6 protein-coding genes and 2 pseudogenes are annotated in these 9,572 nt (G+C 44.9%); 2 read left to right on the forward strand and 6 right to left on the reverse strand.

Going from position 1 to position 9,572, the window contains the following annotated elements:
• Window positions 1-12 precede the first annotated feature (12 nt).
• Genes CAFE_RS11555 through CAFE_RS11570 form a run of 4 tightly spaced genes read right to left on the reverse strand, consistent with a single transcriptional unit; the run spans window position 13 to window position 6,291 of the window.
• Complete coding sequence (locus CAFE_RS11555; RefSeq protein WP_156990728.1) at window positions 13-2,121, reverse strand: DEAD/DEAH box helicase family protein; 2,109 nt, start codon at window positions 2,119-2,121, stop codon at window positions 13-15.
• Window positions 2,122-2,132: 11 nt separating this feature from the next.
• Window positions 2,133-3,320: a restriction endonuclease subunit S gene (locus tag CAFE_RS11560; RefSeq protein ID WP_156990729.1), complete on the reverse strand. Its 1,188-nt coding sequence runs from the start codon at window positions 3,318-3,320 to the stop codon at window positions 2,133-2,135.
• Entirely contained in the window at window positions 3,317-6,067 is a 2,751-nt protein-coding gene (locus CAFE_RS11565) for a type I restriction-modification system subunit M (RefSeq protein ID WP_156990730.1), read from the reverse strand. The genes CAFE_RS11560 and CAFE_RS11565 overlap by 4 nt, the downstream gene beginning before the upstream one ends.
• Before the next feature lie 17 nt (window positions 6,068-6,084).
• Window positions 6,085-6,291 carry a helix-turn-helix domain-containing protein gene (locus CAFE_RS11570; RefSeq protein WP_156990731.1) on the reverse strand — a complete coding sequence of 69 codons (207 nt, stop codon included), beginning with the start codon at window positions 6,289-6,291 and terminating at the stop codon, window positions 6,085-6,087.
• A 664-nt stretch (window positions 6,292-6,955) separates the two neighbouring features.
• On the opposite strand from CAFE_RS11570, the gene CAFE_RS11580 reads away from it, so the two are divergent.
• Entirely contained in the window at window positions 6,956-7,444 is a 489-nt protein-coding gene (locus CAFE_RS11580) for a response regulator transcription factor (RefSeq protein ID WP_413814431.1), read from the forward strand.
• 127 nt (window positions 7,445-7,571) lie between these two features.
• A pseudogene (locus CAFE_RS20655) lies at window positions 7,572-7,688 on the forward strand (winged helix-turn-helix domain-containing protein); the annotation flags it as partial.
• A 44-nt stretch (window positions 7,689-7,732) separates the two neighbouring features.
• Here CAFE_RS20655 and tnpA read toward each other — a convergent pair.
• Together tnpA and CAFE_RS11590 are read right to left on the reverse strand one after the other, a co-directional pair.
• A pseudogene (gene tnpA / locus CAFE_RS11585) lies at window positions 7,733-8,173 on the reverse strand (IS200/IS605 family transposase); the annotation flags it as partial.
• A 180-nt stretch (window positions 8,174-8,353) separates the two neighbouring features.
• The coding region (locus tag CAFE_RS11590; RefSeq protein ID WP_166525120.1) for an alpha-amylase family glycosyl hydrolase at window positions 8,354-9,572 on the reverse strand (1,219 nt) is incomplete at its 5' end.

The raw sequence follows: 9,572 nt of genomic DNA on the forward strand, positions 1-9,572 counted from the left end.
CAAAGCTGGCGTTCAGACAGTACCGCCGGTGGACATTCCGGCGGTACTGTGACTGGCGCTCATGTAACCGGCGATATGGGTCATTTCCGACCGGCGTTTTGGGTCAAAAAAGTTCCGGCGTTGACACTTGTCCTTAGAAACTCTGTTATAGGGCTTTTTATGGGCAAGCCTCAGCTGCACATCCTCCCGGAACTCATCATAGGACGGTATCGTAAAGGAAGGCCCGAATACAACTTCATAATCATCCAGAATTTCAACAATGCCGTCTTCCTTTTCAAGAGAACCACCGCCTTCGTTATCAATATTTGGGTCAAAAACAGCGGTAATTCTTAGTTCGGGAGCCATAGTCTTCAAAAGTCGATAGTACTTTACGGCTTCCGGAATGCTACAGGTGGCAAATATCGCATGGAACAGACCCCCTCTGCTCAGAGTCGGCCAGTGCTTTATAATATCAGTAAGAACTGCCTCCCGATGCGCCTCGTTATCATACTGCGATTTTGGCACATAGTCTTCGATACCTTTTATATATTTCTTGCCATGCTGTTCTCCGACCATTTTCACCTGAGTCGGATCCATGAACTTAAAATAGATGGCTTCCTTTTTTTTGTTTCCGATAACCCCTTCGACACTGGAAGCCTTGGCTTTCATGAAGGCAACCTGTTGCCGCAAGTCGTCATCCGAATATGTGAGAACCATATACGGATCAAACCCCAGCACGTTTTTATCCCGGATGCCATCGGCAAGGGTGTATCGGTGCAGTTCGTCACCGAAAACGGAAGCGGTCGTATTGTCCTTTTTCTTGTTGACATCCTGAATTGGCGTCCCGGTGAAGCCGAAGAGAATGCTGTGAACAAATGTATTCTTGATATTGGACAGCATTTCTCCGAAGGTAGAGCGGTGCGCCTCATCAATGATAATGACGATTCTCTTTGCGACAATCTTATCTATGTCAGCCGCCTTGACGCCTTCCGCATCTCTCGTTACACCGCTCAGCTTCTGAATCGATGTGACAATAAGCGTATCCGCAGGAGAGTCGCTTTTGAGCTTGGAAACCAGAATGTCCGTGTCGGCAGTATCCTGGATTTCTTCACCCACACTGGCAAAGGCGTTATAATCATCAAAGGACTGCTTGCCCAGTGCCTTTCTGTCCACAAGGAAGATTACTTTTTCGGCATCATGGGCGCTGGCAATAAGCTGCGCGGATTTAAAGCTGGTGAGCGTTTTTCCGGAACCTGTGGTATGCCAGATATGCCCGCCCAGGATATTGGTATCGCTCCAGTCCTTATTGGTGACCTTGTCTGCAATGCCGGTTGCGGCGTAATACTGATAGCTTCTCATGACTTTGAGGGTGTCATCCTTGTCATCAGGAATCGTATAGAAGCCAATCAACGTATGTGCCATCGGGATATTGAGCAGCCTTTTTACGACTTCTTCCCAGTTGTTGATCGGCTCATTGTCAAAATCCGCCCAATGGAAATAGAATGCCTTATTGAAGGTTCCGTCCGGACCTGGATTGGCGAAATAAACCGTTTCCTCCGGTTCCATCGCCACAAACACCTGCACCAGAGAAAACAGCCCGGTGAACACGCCTTCGTGTGCATATTTTTCTATCTGATGATAAGCGTTGCTGACGGGAATACCACTTTTCTTCAGTTCGACATGAATAACTGGCATACCGTTGATCATTAGTGTGAGATCTCCGCGCCGATCATTCAGCCGAAGACCCGTTTTGAACTGGGGTTGCTGTACGATTTGATATCGACTTTCACCATAGGCAATTTCTTTGCGGTCATAAATTTTTAGACTGACTTCTTTGCCGAAGTGTGCCTTGTCATCCGGGTTATCCCGCTTGATGGATACACTTCTGCCGTTGATGAAGTCATTCAGACGGACGGGAGTACGTAGCTGGGTTATCTGTTCCAGAATCTGCTGCATTTCGCCGTCTGTCAGAGGGCACTCGTTCAATATGTCCTGATGGCGGTTGTTGTTGAATAGAATATCCGCCCAGTTCTTGATCAGCTGTTCTTCCGTGGGGTAACGGAGGACTTTTGATTCCCAGCCGCATTCGATAAGTTGCTTTATGACAGCTTCCTCAAATACTTTTTCCTCTTCGTATACCATGGCAAGTCCTCCTAAATAAACATACCGTCAAGGCAAGCAGACTTGATTTGCTTCAGCTTTTGTACTTTATCAGCGTAGAGATCAATCAGATTATTGACGGAATCCAGCAGTCCCGCAATCTGCCGTTGTTCTTCAATCTTGGGGATACGCGTCTTGTATTCGAGCATTTGCGGAATGTTCAGCACCCTATTTCTTCCCGCACCACCTGGAGAAGATAAGAACAGGTGATGCTTGAACCGTTCGTCAAGAATGACGTACTTCAGGAAGCTGTCATCGATGCTATCAGTCATGGAGAACTGCGGAAACCTATGCGACACCAGTTTCCCTGCGTCCTGCTGGTTAGTAATTGCCACTGCGTGTTCCCAGCCGAAGGTAATGTTGACGATGAACTTGTGGGCAGCAACCCGATGCATCTGAGCCGTTTCTAGCTCCTGACCGGGTTGCACATAATCGTGGAAGGTGCCTTTCCCATGACTGCGGATGCCAAGGCGTATGTAACCATCATGAGGTGTTTCGACCGGGTCGGAATATGGAGAAACGATATTTCCAAGTTTGACTTCCTCCCAGTTTTCAGAAAACCCGAATCGAATTTGAGGATTTTCGGCACCGGCATACGGAAACAACCTGCCAAGCATGGACTTTTTCACATTAATCATCTGATTGTACTTACGCTGATGAAGAGTGATAAGGTCATCCAGACCGACAAGTAGTTCACCAATACATACCTGTTCTTCAAAAGAAGGGACAGATATAGGCATATCGAGAAAGGTATCTTCGTGGATACGTTTTGCCTTTCTGCTACCATTAGCGACCATTCCATTTTTCAAATAGAAGTCTTCTTGCGTTACGCGGTTAAGAAAGAATTGACCATCGATATTTTTCATATCGAAAGCGGGAGAATCAAGCGTAGACTCATATTTATCAAGACTTTCAGGCACAATTCCGAAAGCAGCGTGTAAGAAATCAAGTTTTCCATACATGAACTGGCCTGCTCTGCGGATGTAGTATTGTGTGTTTTCACTTCCGCCATATAAGTCTGTTTTTTCGACTACTCCTTTTCCCCACAATTTCACCGTGAGTTTTCTCGCATCGATGCCAGTATGACCGACAACCCGGCTCACTATGAGAAAATCTCCAACCTTACGTTGTTCCCATTTGTCCGTGAACTCTTTGAACCGAATTTTTGGAGTATCATTCATTTCTCCGCTCCTCCAATCAGTTTTTGAAGCTCACGGAGGCCTTCCATATCAAAGTCATTCCCGGAGAGAAGATTGACATAGTTCGATATGGTTTCTTCGGTTCCGGATATTTTTTCACCGACCTCTGCAAACGTGATTTTGTACTTCTCCGCCAGATGTTCAAGCGCGGCAACGAACGCAGCAATCAAATTGTGCGGCAGTGCGCTCATACCATCGCAGACAGGCGTGATCCACTTTTCCTCAAGAATCATTAGTGCGGTTTCGAGATTCATCTGCTCAATAGTGGTTTTAGTCTTTTCGTGAAGTGCCGCCCGTGCGTCTCTCAGCTCTTTTTTTAGTCTGGCTTCGGTTTCCATAGTATCCACTACGCGCATAATCTTAGCCTCAAATGACTCTGTCGGAAAGACATACTGCCTTTTCAGTATCGTGATGCGGGCATTAATCACTGATTTGCTGTACAGGCCGTTGGTTCCGGGCTTCATGTCCGACCAGTTTACAGCCTTGCAGTCAGAGGAATATGCCAGTTTTTCGGGTTTCTTTCCCAAAGTAAGGTAGTTCTTCAAGGCGCTGATTTCTTCAGATTCAATGTCCTCAAGGATTTCATCGGCTTTCGCCCGCACTTCCTTTGTGACAAAGCTGCTGTTGCTGTCATCGGTGATATTGCTGTCTTTTTCGTCCTCGGAAAGCGAATCAAGGATTTCATCGTAAATGGAAGCGACAGAAGCCAGTTCTCTTTCCAGCTTCTTGATTGCCGCAAGATCCTCCGGCAGCAGAAGTTTCTGAACAAGCTCGAATGGCAGGATGCGGCCAATCCAGCCATCCTGAACTTCGATGTCCTTGCCATCCTTCTGCTTGGTCACCATATTAGGATCAACTGCCGTCAGAGCTCCGTCACCCTCGGTCTGCAGCATTTCAAGATCAACAGAAATCTGTTTCCAGCTGTTGTCCAACACTTGATATGCCTCATACTTGTCGATTGCCTTGATAGCGGCAAGGCGAGAGAAAATATCATCTGTGATAATTTCTTCTTCCTTTGTTGGAGAGGCTTCTTTATACCGCTTAATCAGTCTGCCGACAAGATATTCTCGGAAATCAATGAATGCCGCATTATAGGCAGAACAATAAGCAGCCGTGACAGGATGTGCCACGACGTACTCTTTTATATCCTCACATACAAACTCCACATAGTCCGATGAGAGCGGCTTGACCATCGCCTCTCTCAGCCCCGGAAGTGCGTCCCAGTACAGCATGAGCTCGTCAAGTTCGCTGTTAGGGATGCCGCCGAACATAATGGAGTGAATATCCCACTTTTCCTGTGGCGTGAAGGATTCTATATAGCGGGGCAAATTGAGATTATATTCATTCCTGCGGATAGTCTCTTTGTCAACGCGGACAGAGTAGCCGGGAATCTTTAGCCGTCCACGTACCGTGTCCGCAATTCTCTTTATATCTGAGGCGCGGAGAGTGTTACTCTTCCCGGACTTCTCAAATCCCTTGGAAGCGTCAACGATCAGAATGTCGTTGTTCTCCCTGTGACGCTTGAGAACCATGATGATCGTTGCAATGTTTGTTCCAAAGAAAATGTTGGCGGGCAGTCCGATAATTGCATCTATATTGTTTTTCTCAATCAGGTTCTTGCGGATTTCGCCTTCCTCGTTGCCACGGAACAACACGCCATGGGGAAGAACAATAGTCATAATACCATCATCTTCAAGATGGTAAAGTTCATGGAGCAGAAAGGCATAGTCTGCCTTTCCTTTTGGCGCCACACCATAATCGGAAAATCTGGGGTCGAACTTTTTGCCCTTTGTATCCCATTTCTGCGAGTAAGGAGGATTAGAAACCACGGCATCTACTCTTACAAGCTGATATTTTTCCGTTTCATTTTCCTCGAAAAATGGCCAGTCTTCCTCCAAAGTATCGCCGTTTCTGACATAGATATTTCCAGGTTCTATGCCGCGCATAACAAGGTTCATCCTCGTCAGGTTGTAAGTGTTTTCCTTTAACTCCTGCGCATAGTAGTTGATCTTATTCTCTCCGGTAATATATTTGGACGCAGCAACGCCGATATTGATGAGCAAGGAACCAGAACCTGACGTGGGATCGTAAATACGAATTTCGCTTCTGCCTTTCAGATGGTCAGCCACTATTTCAGACATCAACACTGAAACCTCGTGCGGTGTATAGAATTCACCAGCCTTTTTTCCGGCATTAGCAGCAAACATACTGATCAGGTATTCGTAGATGAAGCCAAGCACATCATAGTCCTGCTTACCATCCATCGGTATTTTTTTGATCAACTGCAACAGTCCGCTGATGGACTTGGTTTGTGCAGCCGCACTCTCACCGAGTTTGGACAAACCGGTCTGAAGGGTGTTAAAAATCTTTTCAAACACCTTTTTGTGGGTAGGGCTGATAAGCCTATCAAAAGCAGACAACGCCTTTCTGACATCGGATACGTCAAAATCATTACCTTTAGTAATCCAAGTGGAAAACAGATTCTCATATGAAATAAAATATCCAATGGCATCTTTCGTATAATTAACGAACTTCGCATCAGATTCATCCATGTGAGTAATATCTTCTTGAGACATACCCTGCCCCTCGAAAAAATGCAGTTCCTTCTCGGAAAGATATTTATAAAAAATGAAGCCAAGAATGAAATCCTTGTACTCGTTAGCTTCTATTTTGGAACGCATTTGATTTGCAGATTCCCATATAGTAGCAGCCAATTGCTGTTTATTCATAATGTACTTACCTCACTCTAATCAGTAACAGTTTCTTCTGCAGCCGCACCGCTTTTAGCCCAATTATCAAGCTCCGAATACTTGAACTTCCATGACCTGCCAATCTTCACTGCAGGAATTCCGTTTTTCTTTTTAATCCAGTCTCGAATGGTAGCTGGTTTGACGCCAAAATAGTCAGCCGCTTCATCAACATTGATCCAGCGTTCTTGAGTGCTTCCTTTCATGCAATCTACCTCGCTCACGAAGTTATACCTTTCTTCTTCCACGCGTATTATAAATGAAAAAATGTCACAAGGGCCTAACATTTCTTCATTCCTGCTGGCGTGTTACCAGTATATAATTACCCATAATTATATACTGTATCGCATTTTGTCGCAGTTTACAAGTGTTTTTGCGTGTTATTATGGGTTTAGGCATGTACAATAATGATTGTGCATGCCTAAATGATTATCTCCGGGTTACAGCTTACCACCATATCTTAAAGACTTTAATCTTCCTTTTTATAGAACTCACACTCATATCCGTCCGCCCGCAGGAGCAATCCCGGAATCCAGGGCGGCGTCCTTCCCATCTGATCGCAGATCACATCAAGTGAGACACCGGGGCTGCACTCGATTTTCAGCGTACGCAGGACGCGTAGCCGCACAATTTATTGTGCGATCAAAGGGGGTTGGGGGCGCTGCCACCAACAAGCAAAAGGCTGGTTTCCGTAAAAGCGGGAATCGGCCTTTTAGCTTTGTGGGTACCACAAAGCATTGCTTGCCATTTTTATCACTAATTGTTGATAACCACGTATGCTCATCGGCATATAATTGATAAATAAACATGATGATGATATAATCAGTAGAAAACAGCTCATCCGCTGGATTTTGTCATGAAGGTGAAAAAATGGAGAGTTCTGATTGGGTTAACCTTCTAAATAATAAAATTCTGCTTGTGGATGATGAAAAGGATATAGGCAACTTGCTTGAGAAAGTGCTTAAAAAAGATGGATTCAAAAACATTCTTAAAGCCTCGAGTGGGCAGGAAGCTATCCAACTGTGCAAAATGCACCGGCCGGATGCCATTGTTCTCGACATCATGCTTCCCGATATTGACGGGATTGAGGTATGTAGGAAAATCCGGGAATTTTCATATTGTCCGATCATGTTTCTGCCTTCCAAAAACGATGATATAGACAAAATATTGGGCTTAAGCAGCGGCGGTGATGATTATATAACGAAACCTTTCAGCCCGAGAGAGATTGTGTTCCGGATAACGGCACAACTGCGCAGGCAGAAATATGATTGCTCGGATAAAAATAATGTAAAACAACAGATACATTTAAGCAATTTAAAAATCGACACTGATGACTGCCGTGTGTATAAAACGACATAGAGCTTGCGTTTACTGCAAGAGAGTTCGAAGTGCTTCGCTACCTTGCCGAAAATCCAAACAAGATCATCAGCAGAGAGAGCGCCTATACGAACAGGTTTGGGGAGAGGACAGCGTCGGCTGCGACAATACTGTTATGGTACATATCCGTCATATCAGGGAGAAAATTGAGGATGATCCGACGAATCCCAAACTGCTTCAAACAGTGAAGAGGCTTGGATACAGACTTGTGAAAAGGGATAGCTAAATGAAACGGTCAGGATAGGTAGCCGCTTAAGCGGCTGTCTGTTTTTATGTCTTTGTTTCCTTGCTACCTGTAAACGGGTCTATATATTCTTTGAATGATATTTGGTCGGATGCTATATCCTCTTGCAACTGATTTTTGATATATTCTTCAATTACTTTCGCATTTCTTCCTACTGTGTCTGCATAATACCCTCTGCACCAAAAGTGTCTGTTCCCATATTTGTATTTCAAATTTGCATGTCTATCAAATATTATCAACGAACTTTTTTCCTTTAAATATCCCATAAACTGCGCTACACTTAAATTTGGTGGTATACTCACCATCATGTGTATATGGTCTGGGCATGCTTGTGCCTCTATTATTTCTACTCCACGTTGCTCGCATAGTTTTCGTAATATCTGCCCTATATCTGCTTTTATTTGCCCGTAAATCTCCTGTCGTCTGTACTTGGGAGCAAAAACTATATGATATTTGCATCTCCATTTATGTCAGTTTATAAGAAACTACACACAGACCTTAAAACGGGCTGCTGACAGCAAACGGCGATATGCTCCCGGAGAGGGTAGCCTATCGCCGCTTTATTCTGTGGATTTCCAAAGAAGGGGACACCCCTTTGAAACACTCATCCTAATTGAATTGCAAACTTCTATTGGTACGACCACATATCAGCTCTGAGTGCTTTTAAAAATTGCAAAAGATTGTCCACACATCATAAGATGACCATTTTCTAAAGTACTGCTGCCTATCATGAACACAGGTTCGCCCTTCTCCATTAATAGAATCTCCACTTCACGGCAGGAAGGATTCACTGCTATAAAATATTTGCCACGGCGGTACACAAATGGATAACAGTCTTTTTCCGCATAAATTACCTCAAAGTTTGGAACCGCCTGCAAATCTGGAATTTGATGGCGCAGGGCCAGCACTTTTCGCACCGTATTCAGCAAAGAATTTTCGTCTTTTTCCTCGTTTTCCACCGTGGGGGCACAGTCACGGGCGTCTACCGGCAGATATAGCTTTTCCTTATCTGCATTGGAGAAACCTAAATTGTTCCCATTTGTCCACTGCATCGGCGTGCGCGTTCCGGTTCGGTTATAGCCACCTTCCACACTCGTCAGTTTAAAATACTGCAGGCCTATTTCATCGCCGTAATAAATAAACGGAACACCTGGCATGGTTAAAAGAAAAGAATACGCGATTTTGCATTCCGAATTATCATAGCCAAGTGTCATACGGGGCGTATCATGATTACAGGTTATAAAGCTAATATATCCTTCTGACTTGGACACATTGTATTTCGGAAGATAATCATCCAGAAACTCCATAATGTTCCCTTGACCCTGCTTGCTGAAAAAACTGAGTGGATTACCGTCATTGCTCGTTTTGCGAAAGAGTGAATAGTAACCGTTTCCCCTGTGATTGAGATAAAAATCCATGTGAAACCGTGACCGGTTAATCGCCTTGTCGGGATCGGACCATTCGGATACCATTGCGGCTTCCGGATAATTCTGGTCAAGCATTTCGCGCACATTTCTCCAAATTTCAGCGGTCGCAGCGTGATCGTCGTCGTTTTTAACCAAACATGCAGCCATATCAACGCGAAAACCATCGCAGCCTGCATCGAGCCAAAAGCGCATAACGTCTTCCATTGCTTTTCGTGTCGCAATGCAGTCCGGGCTTGTATAATGCTGCTGCCACGGTGCGGTTATCTTGTTAAAACCGTAATTCAAGGTTGGCTGTGACGAGAAAAAATTCAAAAGGTAGCAGCCGTCTCTTTCTGTTACACCGCACATGGAGTTGAACCCGGCCGGGCGGTTCCATACGGAATCCGTCCAGATATACCGGTGGCTGTATTGATTTTGTTTCGCTTTTTTGCTTTCCAGA

It is taken from the genome of Caproicibacter fermentans (genome assembly GCF_009746625.1).
Classification (GTDB): Bacteria; Bacillota; Clostridia; order Oscillospirales; family Acutalibacteraceae; genus Caproicibacter; species Caproicibacter fermentans.

Excerpts from the sequence above, each read along its gene's own strand:
- CAFE_RS11570 (WP_156990731.1), bottom strand. The coding sequence starts at position 6,291 with ATGAAAGGAAGCACTCAAGAACGCTGGATCAATGTTGATGAAGCGGCT.
- CAFE_RS11560 (WP_156990729.1), bottom strand. The coding sequence starts at position 3,320 with ATGAATGATACTCCAAAAATTCGGTTCAAAGAGTTCACGGACAAATGG.
- CAFE_RS11580 (WP_413814431.1), top strand. The coding sequence starts at position 6,956 with ATGGAGAGTTCTGATTGGGTTAACCTTCTAAATAATAAAATTCTGCTT.
- CAFE_RS11555 (WP_156990728.1), bottom strand. The coding sequence starts at position 2,121 with ATGGTATACGAAGAGGAAAAAGTATTTGAGGAAGCTGTCATAAAGCAA.
- CAFE_RS11565 (WP_156990730.1), bottom strand. The coding sequence starts at position 6,067 with ATGAATAAACAGCAATTGGCTGCTACTATATGGGAATCTGCAAATCAA.